19 protein-coding genes are annotated in these 24,643 nt (G+C 71.1%); 9 read left to right on the top strand and 10 right to left on the bottom strand.

What is annotated here, in order from left to right:
• Positions 1-107: 107 nt before the first annotated feature.
• Entirely contained in the window at positions 108-713 is a 606-nt protein-coding gene (locus tag FCN18_RS29910; RefSeq protein ID WP_137096670.1) for a dTDP-4-dehydrorhamnose 3,5-epimerase family protein, read from the bottom strand.
• 296 nt (positions 714-1,009) lie between these two features.
• Between FCN18_RS29910 and FCN18_RS29905 the strand changes: the two genes are divergently transcribed.
• Positions 1,010-2,176, top strand: a complete 1,167-nt coding sequence (locus tag FCN18_RS29905) for an NAD(P)-dependent malic enzyme (RefSeq protein WP_206078006.1) — start codon at positions 1,010-1,012, stop codon at positions 2,174-2,176.
• A 12-nt stretch (positions 2,177-2,188) separates the two neighbouring features.
• On the opposite strand, the gene FCN18_RS29900 is transcribed toward FCN18_RS29905, so the two are convergent.
• Positions 2,189-3,601, bottom strand: a complete 1,413-nt coding sequence (locus FCN18_RS29900; protein WP_228714193.1) for a bis-aminopropyl spermidine synthase family protein — start codon at positions 3,599-3,601, stop codon at positions 2,189-2,191.
• 85 nt (positions 3,602-3,686) lie between these two features.
• Here FCN18_RS29900 and FCN18_RS29895 point away from each other — a divergent pair, with 85 nt between their 5' ends.
• Genes FCN18_RS29895 through FCN18_RS29880 form a run of 4 tightly spaced genes read left to right on the top strand, consistent with a single transcriptional unit; the run spans position 3,687 to position 7,037 of the window.
• Positions 3,687-4,778, top strand: coding sequence for an ABC transporter ATP-binding protein (locus FCN18_RS29895; RefSeq protein ID WP_137096669.1), 1,092 nt, complete (start codon positions 3,687-3,689; stop codon positions 4,776-4,778).
• Complete coding sequence (locus FCN18_RS29890) at positions 4,775-5,464, top strand: ABC transporter permease (protein WP_137096668.1); 690 nt, start codon at positions 4,775-4,777, stop codon at positions 5,462-5,464. Before FCN18_RS29895 ends, FCN18_RS29890 begins: the two co-directional genes overlap by 4 nt.
• On the top strand, positions 5,461-6,150 hold the full coding sequence (locus tag FCN18_RS29885; RefSeq protein ID WP_137096667.1) for an ABC transporter permease: 690 nt from the start codon (positions 5,461-5,463) through the stop codon (positions 6,148-6,150). Before FCN18_RS29890 ends, FCN18_RS29885 begins: the two co-directional genes overlap by 4 nt.
• Positions 6,147-7,037 (top strand): ABC transporter substrate-binding protein, encoded by an 891-nt coding sequence (locus tag FCN18_RS29880; RefSeq protein ID WP_137096666.1) that lies wholly within the window; start codon positions 6,147-6,149, stop codon positions 7,035-7,037. Before FCN18_RS29885 ends, FCN18_RS29880 begins: the two co-directional genes overlap by 4 nt.
• Positions 7,038-7,168: 131 nt before the next feature.
• On the opposite strand, the gene FCN18_RS29875 is transcribed toward FCN18_RS29880, so the two are convergent.
• From FCN18_RS29875 to FCN18_RS29855, 4 genes are all read right to left on the bottom strand, one after another.
• The gene (locus tag FCN18_RS29875; RefSeq protein ID WP_407675801.1) at positions 7,169-10,864 is read right to left on the bottom strand and encodes a multifunctional oxoglutarate decarboxylase/oxoglutarate dehydrogenase thiamine pyrophosphate-binding subunit/dihydrolipoyllysine-residue succinyltransferase subunit; all 3,696 of its coding nucleotides are present in this window, start codon (positions 10,862-10,864) and stop codon (positions 7,169-7,171) included.
• A 397-nt stretch (positions 10,865-11,261) separates the two neighbouring features.
• The gene (locus FCN18_RS29865) at positions 11,262-15,014 is read right to left on the bottom strand and encodes an ABC transporter ATP-binding protein (protein ID WP_206078005.1); all 3,753 of its coding nucleotides are present in this window, start codon (positions 15,012-15,014) and stop codon (positions 11,262-11,264) included.
• A 19-nt stretch (positions 15,015-15,033) separates the two neighbouring features.
• Positions 15,034-15,921: an ABC-2 transporter permease gene (locus tag FCN18_RS29860; protein WP_112271000.1), complete on the bottom strand. Its 888-nt coding sequence runs from the start codon at positions 15,919-15,921 to the stop codon at positions 15,034-15,036.
• Complete coding sequence (locus FCN18_RS29855; RefSeq protein WP_137096664.1) at positions 15,921-17,015, bottom strand: ABC transporter ATP-binding protein; 1,095 nt, start codon at positions 17,013-17,015, stop codon at positions 15,921-15,923. Before FCN18_RS29855 ends, FCN18_RS29860 begins: the two co-directional genes overlap by 1 nt.
• Before the next feature lie 409 nt (positions 17,016-17,424).
• Here FCN18_RS29855 and FCN18_RS29850 point away from each other — a divergent pair, with 409 nt between their 5' ends.
• The 3 genes from FCN18_RS29850 to FCN18_RS29840 are packed head-to-tail and all read left to right on the top strand — an operon-like array spanning position 17,425 to position 19,923.
• Positions 17,425-17,718, top strand: coding sequence for a hypothetical protein (locus FCN18_RS29850; RefSeq protein ID WP_228714192.1), 294 nt, complete (start codon positions 17,425-17,427; stop codon positions 17,716-17,718).
• A gap of 6 nt (positions 17,719-17,724) precedes the next feature.
• Complete coding sequence (locus tag FCN18_RS29845) at positions 17,725-19,338, top strand: alpha/beta hydrolase (RefSeq protein WP_137096663.1); 1,614 nt, start codon at positions 17,725-17,727, stop codon at positions 19,336-19,338.
• 39 nt (positions 19,339-19,377) lie between these two features.
• Positions 19,378-19,923, top strand: coding sequence for a hypothetical protein (locus tag FCN18_RS29840; protein WP_228714191.1), 546 nt, complete (start codon positions 19,378-19,380; stop codon positions 19,921-19,923).
• Here FCN18_RS29840 and ald read toward each other — a convergent pair.
• Positions 19,905-21,011, bottom strand: coding sequence for an alanine dehydrogenase (gene ald / locus FCN18_RS29835; RefSeq protein WP_112271005.1), 1,107 nt, complete (start codon positions 21,009-21,011; stop codon positions 19,905-19,907). The two genes, FCN18_RS29840 and ald, sit on opposite strands and share 19 nt — an antisense overlap.
• Positions 21,012-21,181: 170 nt before the next feature.
• Between ald and FCN18_RS29830 the strand changes: the two genes are divergently transcribed.
• Positions 21,182-22,141: a zinc-binding dehydrogenase gene (locus FCN18_RS29830; protein ID WP_112271006.1), complete on the top strand. Its 960-nt coding sequence runs from the start codon at positions 21,182-21,184 to the stop codon at positions 22,139-22,141.
• 93 nt (positions 22,142-22,234) lie between these two features.
• On the opposite strand, the gene FCN18_RS29825 is transcribed toward FCN18_RS29830, so the two are convergent.
• Genes FCN18_RS29825 through FCN18_RS29815 form a run of 3 tightly spaced genes read right to left on the bottom strand, consistent with a single transcriptional unit; the run spans position 22,235 to position 24,602 of the window.
• Complete coding sequence (locus tag FCN18_RS29825; protein ID WP_137096661.1) at positions 22,235-23,803, bottom strand: PucR family transcriptional regulator; 1,569 nt, start codon at positions 23,801-23,803, stop codon at positions 22,235-22,237.
• Complete coding sequence (locus FCN18_RS29820; RefSeq protein ID WP_112271008.1) at positions 23,803-24,249, bottom strand: VOC family protein; 447 nt, start codon at positions 24,247-24,249, stop codon at positions 23,803-23,805. The genes FCN18_RS29825 and FCN18_RS29820 overlap by 1 nt, the downstream gene beginning before the upstream one ends.
• Positions 24,246-24,602 (bottom strand): PadR family transcriptional regulator, encoded by a 357-nt coding sequence (locus tag FCN18_RS29815; RefSeq protein WP_112271009.1) that lies wholly within the window; start codon positions 24,600-24,602, stop codon positions 24,246-24,248. The genes FCN18_RS29820 and FCN18_RS29815 overlap by 4 nt, the downstream gene beginning before the upstream one ends.
• Between the last annotated feature and the right edge of the window lie 41 nt (positions 24,603-24,643).

Below are 24,643 nucleotides of genomic sequence, written 5' to 3'. Positions count from 1 at the left end.
CCTACCACGCCATCCAAGCCGACCTCGCCAACCTCACCACTTGACCTCTATAGGAGCATCCTTCACTGCGGTCAACGCAGTGAAGGTGGCCTTCACTGCGGGTGGGTCTAGCCGTTCGCGCGCAGCTGGGCGTAGCGGGCTCGGCAGGCGGAGTAGTCCGGAAGCAGTCCCGCGTCCCTGGCCTCGGCCAGCGTGGGCGCGCTGGAGTCCTTTTCGGACAGAATGAACTCGAGCTCGGCGGGCCACGGCAGGCCCAGCTCAGGGTCGAGCGGCGTGATGCCGTGCTCGCTCCCCGGGTTGTAGCCGGTCGAGCACAGGTACGCCATGGCCGTGTCGTCCTCGAGCGCGACGAAGCCGTGGCCGAGGCCCTCGGCGACGTAGACGGCGTGGAACCCGGTGCTGTCGAGGCGGACGGCGTCCCACTGCCCGAACGTGGGCGAGCCCACCCGCAGGTCGACGATCACGTCGAGCAGCGAGCCCCTCGGGCAGTAGACGTACTTGGCCTGACCCGGCGGAGTGTCGGCGAAGTGGATTCCCCTGATCGTGCCCTTCCTGGACACGCTGTGGTTGGTCTGCGCCACCGTGAGCGGGTGCCCGACGGCCTTGAGGAACGCGGGCTCCTGGAACGGCGCGACGAAAAGTCCGCGTTGATCAGGAAAACGAGGGGGGACGAACTCGTAGGCGTCCCGCACCGCCAGCTCGCGCACATCCATGCCGCGCAGCTTAGCCGCCATATCCCAAGCCGGACGGTCGTCTTGCTGTTACCCGTCTGACCAGGGCAGATCCGGCAAATTCTGTGATCTCAACCGCACCCCTGCGCCCATGACCCGGTCCGGCCTGTCACACTGAGCGAACCGCCGCGTCCGCGGCACAGCCTCGACCACGGGCCTCGACGGACGCCTCGCCCGGAAAGGCGGCGCTACCGCGCCGGTCAGCCGGGACCGAGGAGCCCAACACAGCTGGGGACGCCGTGCGGCGATCCCCTGAATTTTCAGCCCTGGAGATTGACGTGTCCCAAGCTCAGGTGAGCGACGACGAGATCTTCGGTGGTCACGAGGGCGGCAAGCTCTCGGTGACCACCACCCGACCCATCACGCAAGCGCGTGACCTCTCCATCGCCTACACCCCCGGAGTAGCCAAGGTCAGCCGCGCGATCGCGGAGGACGCCGCGCTCGCGAAGCGCTACACGTGGGCCGACCGGCTCGTCGCGGTGGTCAGCGACGGCACCGCGGTACTCGGCCTCGGCGACATCGGGCCGAGCGCGTCGCTGCCGGTGATGGAGGGCAAGTCGGTGCTCTTCAAGACCTTCGCCGGGCTGGACTCGATCCCGCTGGTGCTCGACACCACCGACGTCGACGAGATCGTCGAGACGCTCGTGCGCCTGCGTCCTTCGTTCGGCGCGGTGAACCTGGAGGACGTCTCGGCCCCTCGCTGCTTCGAGCTGGAGGACAAGCTCAAGGCCGCGCTCGACTGCCCGGTGATGCACGACGACCAGCACGGGACCGCGATCGTGGTGCTGGCCGCGCTGCGCGGCGCGAACATGGTGCTCGACCGCGCGATCGCCGACCAGCGCGTGGTGATCTCCGGCGCGGGCGCCGCAGGGGTGGCGTGCACCCGGATCCTGCAGGCCGCCGGTGTCGGCGACGTCACGGTGCTGGACTCGAAGGGCATCGTCCACGCGGGCCGGGGCGGGCTGAACCCGATCAAGGAGCAGCTCGCGGAGACCACGAACGCCGCCGGGCTGCGCGGTGGCCTCGCCGAGGCGCTCGAGGGCGCCGACGTGTTCATCGGCCTCTCCAGCTCGACCATCGACGAGAGCCTGCTCGCCACGATGGCAGGCGACTCGGTCGTGTTCGCACTGTCCAATCCGGACCCGGAGGTGCACCCGGACGTCGCCGCGAAGTACGCGTCGGTCGTGGCGACCGGGCGCAGCGACTTCCCGAACCAGATCAACAACGTGCTGGCGTTCCCCGGCGTGTTCAAGGGCGCGCTCGACTCCGGTGCGCGGTCGATCACGGAGAACATGAAGCTCGCCGCGGCCGACGCGATCGCGTCGGTGGCCGCCGACAAGCTCGCCGCCGACCACATCGTGCCGAGCCCGCTCGACCCGAGGGTCGCCGCCGAGGTGGCCGCCGCGGTGGCCAAGGCCGCGGAGTCGGACGGTGTGACGGTGTAGTCCTCAGCGCCCTCAGCCCAGTGCCGCCCGGATCTCCGCGATCCGGTGCCTGGGCAGGTCGATGAGCCGCAGGTCCGCGATGTCGGCGGGTGCCTGCGGCCAGAGGTTGCCGACGCGGCCGTGTGCGCGGGTCCAGACCGCGCGCACGGCCGCGTTCGTGTTCCCGGGCTCCGCGTCGGCGATCACCACGGCGTGCTTGTTGTCGGGCGTGCTGCGCAGCAGGCGCAGCCGGTACTTCGGCGCGACCAGGTCCGTGAGCGCCCGCTGTGAGCGGGCGTCGCCGAGGTCGGGGTGCGCGTTCGGCACCAGGAGCGCGACGCGTTCGGCGTTCACGCCCAGCAGTACGCGGGCGAGCCACGGACCGGGGTCGGCGGTGAGGTCCACGGCCACGGCAGTGCCGTCGGGCACGGTGGCCGGCCTCGTCCAGTCGGCGTCGCGAACGGTCACGTCCTGGCCGGTCTCGGCCGCGAGCGCGACGAGCGCGTCCAGCAACGCCGCCGGGGTTCTGCGCGCCTCCACCGACTGCGGGCCGTGCGTGTAGATGCCCTGCTGTTTGCCCTTGCCCTTCTTGCGGGCCCGCGCGGTGGGCTGGCAGACGTAGAGGTCAGCCGCGCTGCCGATCGCCTGTGCGCCCGCGTACCGATGGAACGCGGGGACGATCGCCTCGAACGCGAGCCCGAGCGAGAGCAGCGCCCGCTGTGCCTGGTGCCCGAGGGCCGGGTGCCGAGGGCTGTAGCCGTAGGCGAGCACCAGACGTCCCTCCGGCGGGTCAGCGAGGCACTCGATGCCACGGGCGGCGAACAGGCCCATGCCCTCCGGCGTGTAGGGCGGATCGCTGAACACGACGTCCGCCATCCCGGCCACCGCGAGCGGCAGCCCGAACCTCAGGTCCGTGTGCACCGTGCGAATGGAGCGCTCGCTGCGCCGGTCGAGGTATTCGAGGATCCGGTCATCGACGTCGACCACCGTCAGCCGGGCCTCGGGGCGCAGCGTGTGCACCGCCAGTGACGTGAGGTCGTGGTCGCCGACGAACGTCAGGCGAGTGCGGCGCAGGTCGTACTGCTCGTCGAGCCAGCGGGCCCTCGCCACCACGGTCTCGGGCGTCGCCTGCACGTGGTCGAGCGCGGGCAACGGCGGCGGCACGTCCGCGATCGCCGCCTCCATGGCGGCGAGCAGGTTGCCCGGCTCCGCGGGCTCACCGGCCAGCTCCCGGTAGCGCGGCACCGCATCGGGTCGCAGCCGCACGGCGGTGCCCTCGCGTTCGAGGTCGCCGCCGAACGCGGCCAGCAGCTCCTCCACGCCGCGCCTCGGCTCCGCCGTCGCACGCACCAGCTCGTCGAACTCCTGCCAGCCGTGCGCGAGGAGGGAGACGGCGAGCCGGAGCGGCCTGGCCTGCACGCCGAAGGCGTCGAGCGGGGAAGTCACGAGGTCAGCCTAGATGCTGGAACGCCGTGCCTTCGCGGCCGATCTCGACTACGGTCGGGCGGGTCCGTCCAGAGGGGAGTGGGCTATGGGAATCGAGTTCCGCGGCGTCACGAAGAAATACCCGGACGGCACCGTTGCCGTCGACGATCTGAACCTGACCATCGAGGACGGCACCATCACCGTCTTCGTCGGTCCTTCCGGCTGTGGCAAGACCACCTCCCTGCGGATGATCAACCGGATGGTGGAGCCGACGTCCGGCACGATCCTGCTTGACGGCGCCGATGTCCGCGACTCCGACCCTGCGCTGCTGCGCCGGGGCATCGGCTACGTCATCCAGCACGCCGGCCTCTTTCCACATCGGACGGTGCTGAGCAACGTCGCCACGGTGCCGCTGCTTTCCGGCTGGGAGAAGCGAAAGGCGCGCGAGCGGGCCGCCGAGCTGCTGGAGACCGTCGGCCTTCCGGCCGAGCTCGGCAAGCGCTACCCCGCACAGCTCTCCGGCGGGCAGCAGCAGCGCGTCGGCGTCGCCCGCGCGCTCGCGGCCGACTCGCCCGTGCTGCTCATGGACGAGCCGTTCTCGGCCGTCGACCCGGTGGTGCGCGAGGGTCTGCAGGACGAGCTGCTGCGCCTTCAGTCGCAGCTCGGCAAGACGATCGTGTTCGTCACCCACGACATCGACGAGGCGGTGCGGCTCGGCGACAAGGTGGCCGTGCTGCGCGTCGGCGGCAGGCTCGCGCAGTACGGCACCCCGGCCGACGTGCTGCGGCACCCCGTCGACGACTTCGTCGCGGGGTTCGTCGGCAAGGACCGCGGCTACCGCGGCCTGTCGTTCCTTTCCGCGGGCGACGTGCTCGTCGAGGACGTGCCGACCGTGCGGGTCGGCAGCGCGCCGGGGGAGAGCACGGACTGGCGGCTCGCCGTGAACGACGAGGGTGAGCCGCGCGGCTGGCTGCCGCCGTCGTCCACAGTGGACGGTGATCTCTCCGAATCGGACCTGTTGGCGGGCGGATCGCTGTACCAGCAGGGAACTCCGATCCGCGGCGCGCTCGACGCGGCGCTGTCGTCGCCCGCGAGCCTCGGTGTGGTGGTGGACGCCGACGGCAAGGCGATCGGCGTGGTCACCGCGAGGCAGGTGCTCGACGTGATCGAGAACCATCCGCAGGGGGTGACGCGGTGAGCTTCTTCGACGAGCTCGGGCAGTACCTCGGCAGCGCCAGCAACCGCGAGCAGATCGTCGACACCCTCGCCGAGCACTGCTACCTCGCGCTGCTGCCGCTCGTGCTCGGAATCGTCCTCGCGATCGCCATCGGCTGGCTCGGCCGGGCCTGGCCGCGCGCGAGGGGCGTCACCCTCGTGCTGGCGAACCTCGTCTACACCATTCCCTCGCTCGCGCTGTTCGTCATGATCCCCAGCCTCATCGGCACGAAGATGCTCGACAGCATCAACGTCGTCGTGGCGCTGACCCTCTACACCGCTGCGCTGCTCGTCCGGCCCGTGCTCGACGCGCTGGACGCCGTGCCGCCCGCCGTCATCGCCTCGGCGACCGCGATGGGCTACCGGCCCGCGCGGCGGTTCCTGACCGTCGAGCTGCCGCTCGCGGTACCGGTGCTCGCGGCCGGGGTGCGCGTCGCGAGCGTGAGCAACATCAGCCTCGTCAGCGTCGGCGCGCTGATCGGCGTCGGCGGGCTCGGCGTGCTGTTCACCGACGGATTCCAGCGGGAGTACTTCTCTCCGATCGTGGTCGGGATCGTGCTCACGCTGCTGCTGGCTCTGGTCGTCGACCTGCTGCTGGTGCTGTCGCGTCGGCTGCTGACCCCGTGGGACCGCACGACGGCCCCGGTGAGGACGGAGGTGGCCGTGTGATCGGCGAGATCATCGACTGGTTCACCAGCTCGGCCAACTGGCAGGGCGCGGACGGCGTGCCGACCCGGGTGCTCCAGCACCTCGGCTACGTGCTCCTCGCGCTCGTCCTCGCTTCGGTCATCGCCGTGCCGATCGGGCTCTACGTCGGCCACACCGGACGCGGCGGGGTGCTGCTCGTCGGCAGCGGCAACGTCATCCGCGCCCTGCCGACGCTGGGTCTGGTGACCTTTCTGTTCCTGCTGTTCACCGACAGCGACGTCGCCGCGATCATCGGGCTCGTCGTGCTCGCGATCCCGCCGATCCTCGCCGGCACCTACGCCGGGCTGCAGGCGGTGGACCGCGCGGTGGTCGACGCCGCCGAGGGCATGGGCATGCGCGGCGGGCAGCGGCTGTGGCAGATCGAGGTGCCGATCGCGCTGCCGCTCGTGCTCGGCGGTGTGCGCAACGCCGTGCTCCAGCTCGTGGCCACGGCGGCGGTCGCGGCGTATGTGGGCCTCGGCGGCCTCGGCCGGTACCTGCTCGACGGACTGGCCATTCTGGACTACGGCGAGGTCGCGGCGGGCGCCATTCTCACCGCGCTGCTCGCGATCGTGCTCGACGTCGTGCTCGCCGCCGTCCAGCGGGCGCTGGTGCCCCGGGGCGTTCGGCTCGCCGAGGCGGGCGCGAAGAAGGAGGTGTCGGCATGAGGGGGCGACTGCTCGCGATGGTCGCGGCGGTGGGCCTGCTGGCAACCGCGTGCGGCAACCCACTGGAGGGCGGCGCCGAGGGCGGGCCAAGCGGAGAGATCATCATCGGCGCCTCGGACGTCGGGGAGAGCCTGCTGCTCGCCCAGATCTACGCGGGTGCCCTGCGCAACGCCGGAGCCGAGAACGTCACCGTGCGTCCGCCGGTCGGTGGGCGCGAGGTGGTGGTCAAGGCGCTCGAAGACCGCTCACTGTCGCTCGTGCCCGAGTACAGCGGCAACCTGCTGCAGTACTTCGACGAGAACAGCCAGGCGACCACGCCCGAGGAGGTGCACGCCGAGCTGCGGCAGAAGCTGCCGGAGCAGTTCGAGGTGCTCGAGGCGGCCCCGGCCGAGAACAGCGACGAGATGGTGGTCCGTAAGGAACTGGCCGACCAGGGCATCCGCACGGTCTCCGACCTCGCGCCCCGCTGCGGCGAGCTGGTGTTCGGCGGGCCGGGGCAGTGGGCCGACCGCTGGCAGGCCAAGATCAAGGAACTCTACGGCTGCGAGTTCAAGGAGATCCGCACCACCGACACGGGCGGCCCGGTGACCGTCGAGGCGCTGCGCTCGGACGAGGTGCAGGTGGCCGACCTGTTCAGCACCTCGTCGACGATCCGCAGCAACGGCTTCGTGACGCTCGAGGACGACAAGGACATGTTCCCCGCGCAGAACATCGTGCCGTTCGTCGCGAAGGGCACGCTCAGCGAGCGCGAGGTGCGGGCGCTCAACGCGGTGTCGGCCGCGCTGACCACCGAGAAGCTGACCGACCTCAACGTCGAGTTCACCGAGCAGAAGCGTAACCCGCTCGATATCGCCGAGGACTTCCTCGCCGAGAACGGTCTCGCCTAGACGCAGTGAAGGCCACCTTGCCTGCGCCCACCCGTCTCCCACCACCACCCAAACGGAGACGCTGCGCGCCGCTGCGTTGGTTCAACGCAGGCAAGGTGGCCTTCACTGCAGTCTGATCGTGGCGGGTCGGCTTACTCGAAGGCCTTGGCGATGAGGGCCTTCTGCTCCACCTCGTGGACCTTCGACGAGCCCGCGGACGGGGCCGCCATCGGGCGCCGCGCCACGACCTGCAGGTTCGAGAACGCCTCAGGCAGCTTGCGCGGCAGGTTCAGCCCGAAGAACGGCCAGCCACCCTGGTTCTCCGGCTCCTCCTGCACCCACACGACCTGCTTGGCGGCCGTGTAGCGCTCCAGCGCGGCGAGGAGCTTCTTCTTCGGCAGCGGGTAGTACTGCTCGATCCGCACGATCGCGATGTCGTCGATTCCCTGCTTCTCGCGCTCGACGAACAGCTCCCAGTACATCTTCCCGGACGTCAGCAGCACCTTACGGGCCTTGGCCGGATCGACGCCGCCGTCGTCGATCACCGAGAGGAACTTCGACTGGTCGGTGAACTCCTCGATGCCCGACTTCACGTTCTTGTCGCGCAGCAGGCGCTTCGGGGTGAAGACGATCAGCGGCCGGTTGACGCCGTCGAGGGCGTGGCGGCGCAGCAGGTGGAAGTAGTTGGCCGGGGTGGACGGCACCGCCACGGTCATCGAGCCCTCCGCGCACAGCTGCAGGAAGCGTTCGATGCGGCCCGAGGTGTGGTCCGGCCCCTGGCCCTCGTGGCCGTGCGGCAGGAGCAGCACGACGTCGGAGAGCTGGCCCCACTTGGCCTCACCGGAGGAGATGTACTCGTCGATCACGGTCTGCGCGCCGTTGACGAAGTCGCCGAACTGCGCTTCCCACATCACGAGCGCCTCGGAGTTGGCCACCGAGTAGCCGTACTCGAAGCCCACCGCCGCGTACTCGGACAGCGCCGAGTCGTAGATCATCACGCGGCCCTGCTGGTCGGCCAGGTTCTGCAGCGGCGAGTACTCCTGACCGGTCTTGCGGTCGATCAGCACCGAGTGCCGCTGCGTGAACGTGCCGCGCCGGGAGTCCTGGCCGGACAGGCGCACCAGCCTGCCCTCGAGCGCCAGCGAGCCGAAAGCGAGCAGCTCACCGAACGCCCAGTCGACACCGCCCTCGCGCGACATCTTGTGCCGCCGCTCCATGACCGGCTTGACGCGCGGGTGCGGCGTGAAGCCCTCCGGGACGTTGACGAACGCGTCCCCGATCCGCTCGATCACCTCGCGGGAGACCGCGGTCGGCACCTTGGCGGGCACCTGCTGCTCCTCCTCGACCGAGGGGCTCGGGGCAATCGGGTGCTTCTCCAGCTCACGGACCTCGTTGAAGACGTGCTCCAGCTGGCTGGAGAAGTCCCGCAGCGCGGCCTCGGCCTCGTCCATGGAGATGTCGCCACGGCCGATGAGCGCCTCGGTGTAGGTCTTCCGCACGCTGCGCTTCGTGTCGATGATGTCGTACATCGCCGGCTGGGTCATCGAGGGGTCGTCGCCCTCGTTGTGGCCGCGCCGCCGGTAGCAGATCATGTCGATCACGACGTCCTTGTTGAACGCCTGGCGGTAGTCGACGGCCAGCCGCGCAACCCAGTAGGCGGCCTCGGGGTCGTCGCCGTTCACGTGGAAGATCGGGGCGCCGATCATCTTCGCGACGTCGGTGGCGTACTGCGACGAGCGGGCGTGCTCGGGCGCCGTGGTGAAGCCGACCTGGTTGTTGATGATCACGTGCACGGTGCCGCCGGTGCGGTAGCCGCGCAGCAGCGCGAGGTTCAGCGTCTCGGCCACCACGCCCTGGCCCGCGAAGGCAGCGTCGCCGTGCAGCAGCACGGGCAGCACGGTGAAGCCGCCGGAGGCGCGGTCGCCCTTGTCGAGGATGTCCTGCTTGGCGCGGACGATGCCCTCGAGCACCGGGTCGACGGTCTCCAGGTGCGACGGGTTGGCCGTGAGTGAGACCTTCGTCTCACCGTCGCCGAACATGCGGAAGTACTTGCCCTCGGCGCCGAGGTGGTACTTCACGTCACCGGAGCCGTGCGCCTGGCCAGGGTCGAGGTTGCCCTCGAACTCCTGGAAGATCTGCGAGATCGGCTTGCCGACGATGTTGGCGAGCACGTTCAGGCGACCGCGGTGCGGCATGCCGATGACGACCTCGTCGAGCTCGTGCTCGGCGGCCTTGTCCAGCACCGTGTCCAGCAGCGGGATCACGGTCTCGCCGCCCTCGAGCGAGAACCGCTTCTGGCCGACGTACTTGGTCTGCAGGAACGTCTCGAACGCCTCGGCCGCGTTGAGCTTCGACAGCACGTACTTCTGCACCGAGGGCTCGGGCTTCTCGTGCGGGACCTCCACGCGCTCCTGGATCCAGCGGCGCTCGTCGGGGTCGAGGATATGGGTGTACTCGACGCCGACCGTGCGGCAGTAGGAGTCGCGCAGCACGCCGAGGACGTCGCGCAGCTTCATGCGCTGCTGGCCCGCGAAGCCGCCGACCGCGAACTCGCGGTCAAGGTCCCACAGGGTCAGGCCGTGGCTGAGGATGTCCAGGTCCTCGTGCCTGCGCTGGCGGTAGTTCAACGGGTCGGTGTCGGCCATCAGGTGGCCGCGCATCCGGTAGGCGTCGATCAGCTCCAGCACCCGGGCGGTCTTGTCGATCTCGCCCTCGGGGATGTCCTCGACCCAGCGCACCGGCTCGTACGGCAGGCGCAGCGACGTGAAGATGTCGTCGTAGAACCCGTCGCCGCCGAGCAGCAGCTCGTGGATGCGCTTGAGGAACTCGCCCGACTCGGCGCCCTGGATGATGCGGTGGTCGTAGGTCGACGTCAGCGTCATGATCTTGCTGACGCCGAGGCCGACGAGGGTCTGCTCGCTGGTGCCCTCGAAGTGGGCCGGGTACTGCATCGCGCCGACGCCGATGATCGCGCCCTGACCGGCCTGCAGCCTCGGCACCGAGTGGTTGGTGCCGATGCCGCCCGGGTTGGTCAGCGAGATCGTGGTGCCGGAGAAGTCGTCGGCGGTGAGCTTGTTGTTCCTGGCCTTCTTGACGATGTCCTCGTAGGCCTGCCAGAACTGCAGGAACGTCATGTTCTCGGTGCCCTTGATGGACGCGACGACGAGCGTGCGGCCGCCGTCCTTGCCCTTCATGTCGATGGCGAGGCCGAGGTTGACGTGCTCCGGTGTGACGGCGTGCGGCTTGCCGTCGACCAGCGCGTAGTGCCGGTTCATGTTCGGGAAGTCGTGCAGCGCCCGCACCATCGCGTAGCCGATGAGGTGCGTGAACGAGATCTTCCCGCCGCGGGTGCGCTTGAGGTGGTTGTTGATGACGATGCGGTTGTCGGCCATCAGCTTGGCCGGGACCGCGCGCACGCTCGTGGCGGTGGGGACGCTCAGCGAGGCGTCCATGTTCTTGGCGATCGCCGCGGCGGCGCCGCGCAGCGGCTTGCTCTCCGGCTCCTCGGCCTTGGCGGGGGCGGCCGGTGCGGACTTGGCGGCGGCGGGAGTCGTCGGGGTCGCCTTGGCGGGCGCGGCTTGCTTCGACTCCGTCTTCGCGGACGCGGACTGCTTCGGCTCCGCCTTGGGGGCGGCGGCCTTGGGCGCGGGCTGGGCGGGCTTCGCCTCGGCCGGTGCCTGCTGCGGCTTGGCGGGGGCCTTCGGGGTGGCCTGGCCGTTGGCGGCGGACGTCCGCTCGGCGGTGGCCGTGTCCGGCTTCGGCTGCGCCTGGGTGGGCTTGAAATCAGCAAAGAAGTCATGCCACGCGGCGTCTACTGAGGAGGGGTCGGCGAGGAACTGGTCGTACATTTCCTCGACGAGCCACTCGTTGGGGCCGAACTGTGACGCAGGGCTGCTGGACACGGCTTGGACTCGCCTCTATCCGTCTCGATCTGGTTGTCCGATTACGCGCCTACCAGGCTAACCCCCTCGCCCGTCGCGCCGTCATCGAAGTCCGTCAACGGAGCCCTCACGACGTTGGCATTTCTCACTGGATCGATCACGGCGCTCGAACACCCGTTCGCGAGTCCCCCCGTCCTGCCCGCGAGTCCCCCGTTCCCGACGTCGAGTTGCCCGTTCCTGGCGCCGAGTTGCCCGTTCCCGACGCCGAGTGCGGCGCTCGGATGCGGAACTCGCGGACCGGAGCGGGGGACTCGCGGGCTGGAGCGGGGGACTCGCGGGCTGGAGCGGGGGACTCGCGGGCGGGTCAGGTGGGCGGCTCTCCGAGGCGCCACAGGTGGGCGTAGTGGCCGCCGGCCGCGAGCAGGTCCTCGTGGGTTCCCTGTTCGACGATCTTGCCGTGGTCGAGCACGACGATGAGGTCCGCCCTCGCGGCCGTGGCCAGGCGGTGGGCCACCACGAAGGTGGTCCGTTTCTTGGCGATGGCCTCGGTGGCCTTCAGCACAGCGGTCTCGGTCGCCGGGTCCAGCGCGGCGGTGGCCTCGTCGAGCAGCAGGACGTCCGGGTCCACCAACTCCGCGCGGGCGAGCGCGACGAGCTGGCGCTGCCCCGCCGAGAGAGCACGCCCGCGCTCGCCGACCGGCTGGTGGAACCCGGCCGGCAGCGCGGCCACACCCTCGATCGCTCCCACCGACCGCACCGCGGCCTCCACCTCGGCGTCGGTGGCCGAAGGGCGGCCGTAGCGGACGTTGTCGGCGACCGTGCCCGAGAACAGGTGCGCCTCCTGCGGCACCACGCCGAGCCTGCCGCGCAGGCCCGGCAGGTCGTAGCCGCGCACGTCGACGCCGTCGATGCGCACCACCCCGCCGGTGACGTCGTAGAAGCGGGCCACCAGTTTGACCACAGTGGACTTCCCGGCCCCGGTCGCACCCACCAGCGCCACCGTGGTGCCCGCCGGGACGTGCAGTGACACGTCGTCGAGCGCGAGCGCGTCGGTGCCGGGGTAGGCGAACCGCACGCCGTCCAGCTCCACCTCGCCGCGCAGCCGCTCGGGCACGGCGACGGGCCGTTCGGCCGGCGGCACCGACGTCGGCGTGCGCAGCAGCTCGCCGATCCGGCCGAGGCCGACCTTGGCCTGCTGGTAGCCGTCGAACACCGACGACAGCTGCTGAACCGGCGAGAAGAACGACTCCAGGTAGAGCAGGAACGCCAGCAGCACCCCGACCGAGAGAGTGCCGTCGGCGACCCGGTTGGCGCCCGCGACCAGCACGATCGCCGCCGCGGTCCCGGAAAGCAGGGTGACGAACGGAAAGTAGGTCGCCACGTACCGCTGAGCCCGCAGGCGCGAGCGCCGGTAGGCGTCGCTGCGCGAGGCGAAGTCCCGCGCCGAACGCTCCTCGCGCGTGTACGCCTGCGCGACCCGCAGCCCGGTGACGTTCTCCTGCATGTCCGCGTTCACCGCGCTGACGCGCTCCCGCGCCTCGTTGTACGCGGCCGAGGCGAGCCTGCGGAAGATCACCGTCGCCACCGCGAGCACCGGCAGCACCGAGAAGGCGTAGAGCGCGAGGCCCGCGTCCGTGATCACCAGCGCGCCCCCGATGCCGACGAGCGTGAGCACGCTGACCACGGCCGTCGCCAGCCCGGTCTGCAAGAACGTCGACAGCGCGTCCACGTCGGTGGTCATCCTGGTCATGATCCGGCCGGCCAGCTCGCGCTCGTAGTAGTCGAGCCCCAGCCGTTGCAGGTGCGAGTAGCTGCGCACGCGCAGCAGGTACAGCACGGACTCGCCGGTGCGGGCGGTGAGCCTGGTCTGCAGTGCGATCACGAGCCAGTCGAGTGCGATCACGAGCGCGCCTACGGCCGCCGCGATCAGCACCGCGGACTCCGCTCCCGCCCGCACGCCGTCGTCGACGCCCCGTTGGTACAGGGCGGGCACGGCGATGGTGGCGAGCGCGTCGAGCGCCACGAGCGTGATCACCGCGGCCAGCAGGGCGCGGACGGGCCGCAGCAGCCTGCCAAGCCGGAACGCGGGATCGGGTGCCCTCGGATCGGACTCGCCGAGCCTCGGCTCACCGGTGGCGGGCGGCAGCTCCCGCACCCGCCGCAGCAGCTCGGGCGTCGGCGGGAGGTCGAGCGACGCCCGCGAACCGGGGCCGCCGGTGCTCGCCGCCTGCGTTGTCCGGACCGAGGCCGACTCTGCGAGCGCGTCGACATCGTCGTGTGCGGCTGGGCCGGGCCACAGCTGCGGCGTGACGCCCGACTCGTCGCGCACGAGCACGTCCTGCCTGTGCACCTCCTCGACGTCCTCGCCGGGGCCGCCCACGAGGTCGCGGAACAGCGCACACCGCCCTTCCAGCTCCTCGGCCGTCCCGACGTCCACCACCCTGCCCGCGTCGAGCACGGCGATGCGGTCGGCGAGCGACAGCGTGGAACGCCGGTGGGCGATGAGCAGCGTGGTGCGGGTGCGCGTCACCGCACGCAGCGTTTCGTGGATCGCGGCCTCGGTCGCGGTGTCGACGGCCGAGGTCGCGTCGTCGAGCACCAGCACCCTCGGGTCGGTGAGCAGCGCCCTGGCGAGGCCAAGGCGCTGCCGCTGACCTCCCGAGAGCGTCAGGCCTCGCTCGCCGACCTGCGTGTGGTAGCCGTCGGGCAGGGCGCTGATGAACTCGTGCGCCTCGGCGGCCTTCGCGGCGGCCACCACCTCCTCGTCGCTCGCGTCCGGCCTGCCGTAGGCGATGTTGTCGCGCACCGTGGTGGAGAAGAGGAACGCCTCCTCGAATACCACGCCGATCGCGCGGCGCAGCTCGGTGAGCCGCGCGTCGCGCACGTCGACCCCGCCGACGTGGACGGAGCCCGAGTGCACGTCGTAGAAGCGGGGCAGCAGCAACGAGATCGTGGACTTGCCCGAGCCCGCGGTGCCGACGAGCGCGAGGGTTTCCCCAGGTCTGGCGTGCAGAGAGAGGCCGTCGAGCACCGGCTCGCTGCGCGTGTAGCCGAAGCGGACACCGTCGAGGCGCACGTCGAGCGGGCCGTCGGGTAGTTGCCGGGGGTCCGGGCGCTCGCGCACCTCCGGCTGCGCGTCGATGAGCTCGTGCACGCGCTCGGCGCCCGCGCGGGTGAGCTGCGCCTGCACCACGAGGCTCGCCAGCATCCGTGCGGGACCGATGAGCGCGGAGACGTAGGTGGCGAACGCGAGGAACGTGCCGAGGCTGATCTGCCCGTGCAGCGCCATGATCCCGCCCGCGCCGAGCACGGCGATCTGGCCCGCGGCGGGCAGCGCCGAGGTGGTGGCGGTGGGCACCGCGGCGAGCTTCGCGGCGCGCACACGTTCGCGGTACAAGGTGCGGGCGGCGTCGGAGAGCTTGCCGATCTCCCGGTCCTCCTGGCCGAAGCCCTTCACCACGCGCACGCCGGTGACGGTCTCCTCCACCTGCTGCGCCACGTCGGCCGCGCGCTGCTGCGCCGACCAGGTCGCGGGGAAGAGCCTGCGCCTGCTGACCGTGATCACGATCGCGACGGCCGGCGCCACGACGAGCGCGATGAGCGTGAGCAGCGGGGAGAGCACGAGCATCGAGCCGAGCGCGAGCACCGCGAAGATCACCGAGCCCGCCGAGAGCGGCACCTGCATGAGCACGCCCGTCACGAGCTGGAGGTCGGTGATGGCGCGCGAGACGATCTGGCCGGTGCGCAGCGAGTCCTGCTTGCCCCCGTCGAGGCGGGACACCGCGCCGAACACGGCCTGGCGCAGGTCGTGCTGGACGTCGAGGGCGAGCCGTCCGCCGAGGTAGCGCCGGGCGAAGGCGCTGCCGAACGTCAGCAGCTGCAGGCCGATGAGCGCGGCGGCGAGCCAGCCGAGCCTGCCGGTCTCACCCGCGACCGCGTCGTCGACGGCGACCTTGACGAACAACGGGCTCGCCGCCTGCAGACCGACGCCGAGCATGGCCGCGCCGAGCGAGAGCACCACCAGCACCGGGTGCCGCCAGCATGCCGCGGCGAGCCTGCGGATCCACCCGGCCTTGCGGTCGGGAGCGTCCAGCGTTGTCGCCGCTCTGCCGGACACTCCCGACCTCCTTCGTTCCTTAGGTGATGTCCCTGCGCTGGTTGGCGGCCCAGCCGCCGATGAAGAACAGCATCGTCCAGGCGAGGAAGATCAACGCCGCGGCCCACCACGAGAACGCGCCGGGAGCGCCCGCCGTGTACTGCAGGAGCCATTGCAGGTCCTCGTCGAGCTCGCCGGGCACCGAGAGCCCGGCCGCGCCGAACGCCTCGGCGCCGATCGCGCCCACGATGCCGTTCAGGGTGCCGTTCGGCAGCACGCCGCCGAGCCAGGTGATCCCGAACCAGCCGAACGACACGAACACGAGGACGTTCTCGACGACGAGCATCCAGATCGTCAGCGTGATCGTGGCGCCGGTGACACTGTTCCACACGGCACCGACACCGATGCCGAACAGCGTGGCCAGCGTCGTAGCGAGGATGCCGGCGCCCAGCACGCCGAGCCACTGGCTCGCGGTCGGCAGCCCGGGGCCGTCCACCGTCAGCACGGTGGCGAGGCTCGCGAAGGCGACGATGAGGATGCCGTAAGCGACGCCCCAGCCGATGTAGGTGAACATCTTCGCGCTCAGCGCCGACATGCGGTTGGGCGCGGTGAGGAACGTCGTGGTGATCGTCTTCTTGCTGTACTCGCCGGCCAGCGCGAAGACACCGAAGATCACGGGGAACATCGTGCCGATGTTGATGCCGTGTGCCAGCGAGAGCAGCCCGACCGGCAGCTCGCCGAGCTGCACGCCCAGCAGGCCGGCCAGCTCCTCGGCGTCGGAGCTGCCGAGGAAGTCGTTGAGGTCGTTGGTGATCGCGCCCCAGCCGAGCGCGAACAGGAACGCGAAGACCGCCGCGGGGATCATGAGACCCCACCAGCTCTTGGTGCTCAGCGTCTTGCGGATCTCGGCCTTGATCAGGTTACCCATCACTGCTGACCTCCCCAGCCCTGCTGCTGCCCCGGCTGCTGTCCCGGCTGCTGCTGGAAGCCGGGCGGCGGGGTCTGCTGGTACGGCTGCTGCGGTGGTTGACCCGGTTGCTGGTAGCCGGGCGGCGGCGCGTTCCACCCCTGTTGCTGCTGGTACGGCTGCTGTTGCGGGTAGGCCGTCGCGCCCGCGCCGTACTGCGGGCTGGTGAGCTGGAAGAACAGCTGCTCGAGGTCGGCCTTCTCCTCCTGCATGCCGTACACGGCGATGCCCGCCTTCGCGGCGATGTCACCGATCTGCTGCACGGTCGCGCCGGACACGGCGACGCGGCCGTCCTGCGTCGGCTCGACCTGGTTGAGCCCCGCCTCCTGCAGCGCCGTGACGAGACCGTTCGCGTCGGCCGGCTGCACGAGCACCCGCGAGCGCTGGCTCGCGCGCAGCTGGTCCAGCGGGCCGTAGTACCGCGTCATGCCCGCGCTGACGATCACGACCTGGTCGATCGTCTGCTCGACCTCGGAGAGCAGGTGGCTCGACACCAGCACGGTGCGCCCCTGCTGGGCGAACGAGCGCAGGAACGAGCGCAGCCACGCGATGCCCTCGGGGTCGAGTCCGTTCGACGGCTCGTCGAGCACGAGCACCTGCGGGTCGCCGAGCAGCGCCGTCGCGAGCGCGAGCCGCTGGCGCATACCGAGCGAGAACCCGCCCGCCTTGCGGTCGGCGGCGGGCGAAAGGCCCACGAGCCCGAGCATCTCGTCCACGCGCTGGTCGGGCACCCCGATCGCCGCCGCGTACACGCGGAGGTGGTTGCGGGCGGTGCGCTTGGGGTGGAAGCCCTCGTTCTCCAGCACCGCGCCGACCACTCTGGCGGGGTTGCCGAGCTGGTGGTGCGGCCTGCCGTTGATCGTCGCCGCGCCCGCGGTGGGCGTCACCAGACCGAGCAGCATGCGCAACGTCGTCGTCTTGCCTGCCCCGTTCGGGCCGAGGAACCCGGTGACCGACCCGGGCTCAACCGTGAAGCTGAGGTTCTGTACCGCGGTCACGGCCCCGAACTGTTTGGTGAGGTTCTGTACCGCGATGCGGCCGCTGCCATCGTGCATGCTGCCTCTCGTTTCCCCTCGTCGTCTGCGCTGTGGCGGTGGTCATCCTGCCGTACGGCCAGGTTGGACGATCACGCGAGGTCCACCGGTTCCTGGTGGGGCCGCACTCGGCCGGTGAGCGGTCGAAAAGGCCAGGTCGGCAACCCGTGTGGGAGGTGCACCGAAGCCGGAACGCCTGATTGAAGGAAACAACTCGGCCAAGTTATGCCCCCCGGGGAGCGAACCCTGGAGTTATTCCTTAAGCTTGTAGGTGGCGGCCCGCTCCCGGTGACCCCCAGGCTGGTTGAGCGGGCCGCCCCTTCTTGTGCTCTCGTCCCCGATCTCGGTGAACCGGTTGCCGGTTCACCGTCCCCCTGGTTACCGTTTGCCCGGTTCGGGATCGACTGGGGGTTCCATGGACGGTTACGGCGTGGACCCGCGGAGCCTGGTGGCCGCGGGAGAGCGATTCGTCGAACTCGCCGACGAGGCGGGCGAGGCCACGGCGAAGTTCCTCGGCGGAATCGAACCGCACGCGGGAGCCAACCAGGGCTTCGCGACCACGGGCAAGGCCGGTGCGCTGGCCTCGCTGTGGGAGTCGCAGCTCGACGACCTGGGCAAGCGAACGGCCATGGCGGGCGGGCTGCTGCGCGAGTCCGCGGACGGCTACGAGCGGATGGAGCACGCGGTGGTCGAGTCGCTGCCTCCGCTGAGCTCGGCGAACTGAACCGCCGTGGTGTCCTTCCGCCAGCTCCGGGAGGCCGACGCCGCCGCGTTCGACGACATCGCCGACAACTGGGCCCGGCTCGCCGGACAGCTCGCCGCCACCGCGGGCGACGTCAAGGCCGCGCTCGGCGAGCTCGACGGCTGGCGCGGTGACGCCGCCGACGTGGCCCGCGCCCACTTCGATGATGTCCGTGCCGGCTATGAGAAGGCGGCCGAGTACATCGAGCGGATACCGCCCAAGCTGCGCGAGCTCTCCGACACGATCACCGAGACCCAGCGCACGGTGAACGGTGTGGTCGAGACCGTCGAGTCGAACTACGTCCTCTCGATCGACCCGGAGTCCGGCGAGGTCCGTGCCGGGTTCGGCGGGCCTGGCGACAGCCGCACCGATGACGAGAAGGAACGGGACCGGCGGACGGCGGCCGAGCTGACCGGCGTCGTCCGCGACGCGCTCGCGCTGGTCGCCGAGGCCGACCAGGTGGCGTCGGCGGCGCTGGACGAGGCCATGCCGTCCGCGGCCGGGCTCGAGCTCGAAGCCGTCGGCAGCGGCAACGTGATCACCCCGGGCGACCTTCCCGGTGACAACGCGTCTCCCGAGGAGATCAAGCGCTGGTGGGACGGGCTGACGCCGATGGAACAGGAGTCGGCCATCCACACGCACGGCGACGTGATCGGAGGCATGGACGGCATCCCGGTGGAGGATCGGGACCGTGCCAACCGGCTCCGCTTCGCCGAGGAGTACGCCGAGCTCGACGCGCGCCGCTCCGAACTCGAGGCACTCGGGGGCGACCGCAGCGCGGACCAGCAACGGGAGTACGAACAGCTGGACCGGACGCTGGGCGGCATGGACGCGATCAACGAGCGGCTCGACCGTGAGCCGGACCCGAACCGGCCGGCGTCGTACCTCATCGACTTCTCCACCGAGGGCAACGGCCGCGGCATCGTGGCGACCGGGAATCCGGACACCGCGGACAACGTGGTGACGTCCGTGCCCGGGACCGGTTCGAACCTCGCGGGCATCGGCGGGCAACTGGACCGCGGAGAACTGATTCTCGACGAGGCCCGTCGGCAGTCCCACAGAAGCGAGACCGCGGCCGTGACGTGGGTCGGCTACGACGCGCCGCAGGACCTCGGTCAGGCGACCAACAGGCACTACGCCGAGGACGCGGCGGCCGACCTGCGCGGCTTCCAGGACGGTCTGCGCGCCACGCACGAGGGCGGCGGGTCGAACAACACGGTGATCGGACACAGCTACGGTTCGACCGTCATCGGTCACGCGGCGCAGGGAGACGGTGCGAAGCTGGACGTCGACAACGTCGTGCTCATCGGCAGCCCCGGCGTCGGAGTGAACCACGCGTCGGAGCTGCGGGTGCCGGACGACGCCAACATCTACGCCAGTACCGCGGAGAACGACATGATCGGCCTCACTCCGTCGCTGATCCACGGCCCCGATCCGGTCGACGAGGACTTCGGCGCGCAGGTCTTCACCTCCGACCCCGGAACCGAAGGTGAGTGGTACACCGGCGGAAACTCGATGGCAGCCCACTCGGAGTACTGGAACCCGGACTCCGCCTCCCTGCGGAACATGGGCACCATCGTGGTCGGCGGGCAACCGTACTGATCGGCATCGGCTCAGGAGGTGTGCGGGTTGATCCGGAGGATGGCCGTTCTGGCGTGCCTGCTGTTGCTCGCGGCGTGTGGAGACGGCGGCGGCGACGACAATGAGGGCCGGTCGACTACGGAGCGGCCGTCGCCGGGAAATGGGGACGAGATGCGAACGATGACCGGAGAGCAGGCCGCGCGGCGGGCGCAGGAACACATCGATCGTGCGGTCGCGGCCCTGCCGGTGCGGCCAACACTGGAGGTGCTCCGTGACGATTCCGCCGAGTGCCTCGATCCCACTGACAACGGCCCACTCGGCCGGTACGAGGTCGGCAAGACCTACTGGCTCGACGGCCTGCCCTCGGAGCGGAACGCCGAGTTCGTCGACGCTCTGTACGACCACTGGAACGCCAGCGGGTACCGCGTGCTCACCGACAAGCGGTCGGCGCCGGACAGGTTCGTTTCCGTCGAGAACAGCGACGACGCGTTCCGGATGTCGGTGCAGCAGAGTGTCGAGGGTGACCTGTCGCTGGGCGCCTCTTCGCCGTGCGTCTGGCCGGACGGGGTGCCGCCCGCCGACAGCGATCAGAGTTCCGCCGGCTGATACTCCAGGCCGTGCGCCGTGGCGACGGGTTCGTTGGTGAGCGCTCCCGCGTGGGCGTTGAGGCCCTTCGCCAGCGTGTCGTCGGCCCGCAGCGCGGCGCGCCACCCGTGCTCGGCCAGGCGGATCGCGTAGGGCAGGGTCACGTTGGTGAGGCCGTAGGTCGAGGTCCTCGGCACCGCGCCCGGCATGTTGGCGACGCAGTAGAACACCGAGTCGTGCACCTGGTAGGTCGGCGCGTCGTGCGTGGTGGGCCGCGAGTCGGCGAAGCAGCCGCCCTGGTCGATCGAGATGTCGACGAGCACGCTGCCCGCCTTCATGCGCGAGACCAGCTCGTTGGACACGAGCTTCGGCGCCTTGGCTCCGGGCACGAGCACCGCGCCCACCACCAGGTCGGCCTCCACCACCGCCTGCTCCAGCGACAGCGCGTTCGAGGTGACCGTGCGGATCCGGCCGCCGAAGTCGTGGTCGATCTGGCGCAGCCGGTCGACGTTGGTGTCCAGCACCTCCACGTCGGCGCCGAGTCCGAGCGCGACGCGCGCGGCGTTGAGACCGGCGACGCCGCCGCCGATCACGACCACCCGAGCCGGGTGCACGCCGGGGATCCCGCCGGGCAGCACGCCCCGCCCGCCGCTCGGCTTCATCAGTGAGTGGGCGCCGACCTGCGGCGCGAGCCTGCCCGCGACCTCCGACATCGGCGCGAGCAGCGGCAGCGCGCCGTCGGGCGCCTGCACGGTCTCGTACGCGATCGCCGTGGTGCCCGCCGCGAGCAGTGCCTCGGTCAGCGGACGGTCGGCGGCGAGGTGGAGGTAGGTGAACAGCACCTGGTCGGAGCGCAGGCGGCCGTACTCCTCTGCGACGGGCTCCTTGACCTTGAGCACCAGCTCGCCCTCTGCCCAGGTGTCCTCCGCCGTCGCGAGGATCTTCGCCCCCGCGGCGAGGTACTCCTCGTCGGTGATGGCGGACCCGAGGCCGGCGTCGGCCTCGATGAACACCTCGTGGCCGCGCTGGGTGAGTTCGTGGACGCCGGCGGGGGTCACCGCGACGCGGTACTCGTGCTTCTTGACCTCTCGGGGGACGGCGATGCGCACGGCTTCCTCCTGCGTTCGGTGCGGTGTTGCTGCCCACGGTGAACCACCCGGACGGCGGTGTCATCGTGGGCGCACAACAATGCTGGTCCCCCATGGTGGTTGCCGCAGCACAAGGGCTTGACCTCTAGCTAAGTCGAGGTCGCAGGCTGGGCACACACGGAAGGGGTGTCATGAGAGCGGTCTGGCTGAAGGAGTTCGGCGAGCCACAGGTGCTGGTCGCGGGGGAGGCCCCCGACCCGGAGCCGGGGCCGGGGCAGGTGCTGATCGAGGTGGCGTTCGCGAACATCACGTTCGTCGAGACCCAGTTCCGCCGTAACGGTTTCGGCCCGTTCCGGATCGAGCCGCCCGTGATTCCCGGCAACGGCGTCGGCGGGGTGATCAGCAGGGTCGGAGAGGGCGTCGATCCCGGGCTGGCGGGCAGGCGGGTGGTGAGCTCGCTCGGCGGGCACGGGGGTTACGCCGAACGGGCGGTCGCCGACGCGGCGATGGTGGTGGAGGTGCCGGAGGGGCTCGAGCTCGACGACGCGGTGGCGCTGCTGGCCGACGGGCGCACGGCGGTGATGCTCACGCACGGCGCCGGGCTGCGGCCGGGCGAGCGGGTGCTCGTCGAGGCCGCGGGCGGCGGGGTGGGCAGCCTGCTGGTCCAGCTCGCCAACAACGCGGGCGCGCTCGTTGTCGCCGCTGCGGGCGGGGACCGCAAGCTCGAGCTGGCCTGGGAACTCGGCGCGGAGTTCACCGTTGACTACCGCAAGCCGGACTGGGCGGACCGCGTGCGCGAGGCCGTCGGGGGTGTTGACGTCGTCTTCGACGCGGTGGGCGGCGACGTCGGCGGGGCGGCGTTCGAACTGGTCGAGCGCGGCGGCCGCATGGTCACGTTCGGCGCGGCCAGCGGGGCTCCGACCGAGATCGCCGAGGAGCTCGCCGCCGAGCGCGGGGTGTCGGTGGGGTGGGGAATCGGCGGGACGCCGCAGGAGCTGCGGGGGTTCGCCGTCACGGCGCTGGCCGAGGCCGCGGCGGGCCGCTTGCGCCCGGTGATCGGGCAACGGTTCCCGCTGGCGCGCGCGGCCGAGGCGCACGCGGCGATCGAGTCGCGCGACACGATCGGCAAGACCCTGCTCGAAGTCGCCTGACCCGGAACCGACCGCAGTGAAGGCCACCTTCACTGCGGTCAACGCAGTGAAGGTGGCCTTCACTGCAGCGGAGGGGCGGCGAGGGCGGCTGGGTCACGCCCAGTGCAGTGCCGTCAGCTGGGCGAGCAGGGCCAGCCGCACGTCGGGGTCGTCGAGGTCCAGCGGAACCAGTTCGAGCAGCTTGCGCATGCGGTAGCGCAGGGTGTTGGGGTGGATCCGCAGTGCCGTGGCCGCCGTGCGCGGGTCGCCGGGATGGCGCAGCCATTCGTACAGCGTCGCCACGTACTCCGTGCCGTTGGCGGCGTCGTACGCGCGGACCGTCCCCAGTGGACCCAGCTCGGTCACGCGCGCGCCGCTCGACGCCGTCGCCGCGCGGTGCAGGGCCAGCGCGGTCCACACGTCGTCGAAGCACACCACCCGGCCCGCCAGCACACCCGCGCGCAGCAGCCCCAGGGTCTCCTCGGCCTCCGCGCGGGACCGCGAGAGGTCGGTGAGGTCCCGTGCGCCGCCTGCCGCGGCCCGCAGTTCGCCGCTGTCCTTCCCCGCAGGAGTCTCGGCGAGCGCGGAGCGGATCTCCGGCCACGTACCAGGGCCCTCGCCGTCCGGGACGACGGCGTAGAGCAGCCCGGCCTCCTCGGCGGCGACGGGCCTGCGCCCGATGCCCTGCGAGATCCGTTCCAGCAGCGCGAGCCGCAGTCCCTCGCCGTCGAGCGTGTCGCCGCCGGGCGTCTCCACCACGACGACGCGGTGCGGCTCGTCGGTGAGGTCCAGCTCGGCGACGGCCTTGCGCGGACTCACCTCCCCGCGCAGCAGGGCCCGCAGCAGCTCGGCCGACGCCCGGCGCTGGACGTCGGCGTGCGCGCGGCGGCGCAGCAGGTGGAGCGCGACGACGGGTGCGGTGTCGGCGAACGCGGCCGCCCGCTCGTCCGGCACGGGCCCCGGCACCACGGCCCACATGGAGCCGAGCAGCTCGCCACCCATGCGGATGGGCACGATCAGCCGCGGCAGCGTGCCGTCCCGCTGGCCCGGCACGAAGATCGTCTGCCTGCCCCTGGTCAGCTCGCGGAACACCCCGCGCGAGCGGAACCGGGCGAGCACGTCGTCCGGGATCCGCCTGCCCATGATCGTCGCGACGCGCGCGGGGTCGGTGACGTCCTGTCGCGCCGAGTAGGCGAGCACGCGGGAGTTGGTGTCCTCGATGGTCACCGGAGCGTCCACAACGGACGCCACGGCGTCGGCGAGGCGGAACAGGTCGCTCGTGCCGGCGTCGTCGCCGTTCTCCAGGGTGTCGGACTCGTCGGCGATCGCGTCGAGCACGGTGCGCAGCAGCCACACGAGCTGTGCCCACGACGTGGCGGCGTGCACCTCGATGAGCCCGATCTCCGCCCGCTTGGCGGCTCGCCGGATCGCCGGTTTGCCGGCCAGCGGCGGTTTGACGAGCACCGCGGCGGCGTCGTGCTCGGCGCTGTCGCGGATCAGCTCGATCGCTCCGGCGACGTCCGCCACGGCGACGGCGAGCACCAGGTCACCGGCGGCCAGGTTGGCGGCCAACCCCGGTTCGGCGATCACGACGTCGGAGACGGCGGGACAGCCGGGCGGCACGTGGACCGCCTGCAGCAGGGTCGGACCCACGCGGTCCACGACGGTGCGAACAGAGACCATCAGACACCCGGCGGGGTACGGGCGTCGATGTCCTCGGGCGTGAACTGCTCGCGCTTGGTGGTGAGCGCCCAGCGGTGCCCGTCGGGGTCCACCACGCGGCCGTAGCGCTCGCCGAAGAACATCTCCTCGATGGGCGCCTCCACCGTGGCGCCCGCGAACACGGCGCGGCGGAACAGGTCGTCGGGGTCCTCGGTCTCGAGCGTCAGCAGCATCGGGGTGCCGCCGAGCGTCGCGGGGGCGAGTGCGTCGAGCTGGGGGATCTCCTGGCTCACCAACAGGCGCGTCTCGCCGATGGCCACCTCGACGAACAGCACCGTGCCGTCGGGCAGCCGGTTGCGGAACAGCTCGACCGCGCCGAACGCCTTGCCGTAGAAGGACAACGCCGTGTCGACGTCCTTGACGAAGAGGTGCGGCACGAGCCCGAGTGCCCGGCTGGGCCCGGTCATGCCGAGCGCTCCTGCCTGCCGAGCAGGCCCGCCTCGGCGGCGGCGCCCGCGAGCCGCCGGATCAGCTCGGCCTCGCGTGCGGCAGCCTCCCAGCCCCGTGCGGTGAGCTGGTAGTAGCGGCGACGCGCGTCGTGCGGCTGGTCCTCGCTCATGTCCGGAGCCTCCTCGACGAGGCCGTCGACCGCCAGCCGGGAGAGTGTGCGGTAGAGGGTGCCGGGGCTGAGCTGCACGGAGCCGTCGGTGAGCTCGCTGACGAAGTTCATGATCCCGTAGCCGTGCGCGCGCCCGCGTGCGAGCGCCAGCAGTACCTGGAACGCCGCCGGGGTGATGGGCGGCGGGTTGCCCTTCGGCATGGAGGGAGCATACACTCCAGTCTCGTTGTATCCGTTGTGGA

Source organism: Prauserella endophytica (genome assembly GCF_005146945.1).
In the GTDB taxonomy this organism is placed as follows: Bacteria; Actinomycetota; Actinomycetes; order Mycobacteriales; family Pseudonocardiaceae; genus Prauserella_A; species Prauserella_A endophytica.
Note: the sequence above shows the minus strand (reverse complement) of the source record. Positions and strands in the feature narration are given on the sequence as shown.